Origin of the sequence: Paraburkholderia sp. SIMBA_054, assembly GCF_046534875.1 — a bacterium.
Taxonomy (GTDB): domain Bacteria; phylum Pseudomonadota; class Gammaproteobacteria; order Burkholderiales; family Burkholderiaceae; genus Paraburkholderia; species Paraburkholderia hospita.
On record NZ_JAWRXV010000393.1, the window covers coordinates 1 to 347 of the forward strand.

The window sequence follows — 347 nt, forward strand, 5'->3', positions numbered from 1 at the left end:
ATGATGCGGGCACACCGGAAATCCTTGAAGCCCATCATGGGCCTGGTTCGGCGTTTGATCGCCCGATGATCCTGCTCGACGATGTTGTTCAGGTACTTGACCTGCCGGACCTTGATGGGCGTTTCCCGCTCGGCGTTGATGGCCTGGAGGGCGGCCAGATTCGCCCCGCTTTTATCCATGGTCACGGTCTCGGGCGTCCCGTTCCGATCGATGGCTTTCTCGAAGTAACGGCGTGCTGCCGCCTTGTCGCGATGCGCACGCAACAGGAAATCGACCGTATTGCCGGCCTTGTCCACCGCGCGATACAAGTACTTCCACTGGCCGCCCACCTTGACGTAGGTTTCATC

General features: G+C 59.9%; 1 protein-coding gene. It reads right to left on the reverse strand.

The features are described from left to right. On the reverse strand, positions 1-347 hold a 347-nt coding region (locus SB822_RS55625; protein ID WP_410858913.1), incomplete at both ends, for an IS6 family transposase.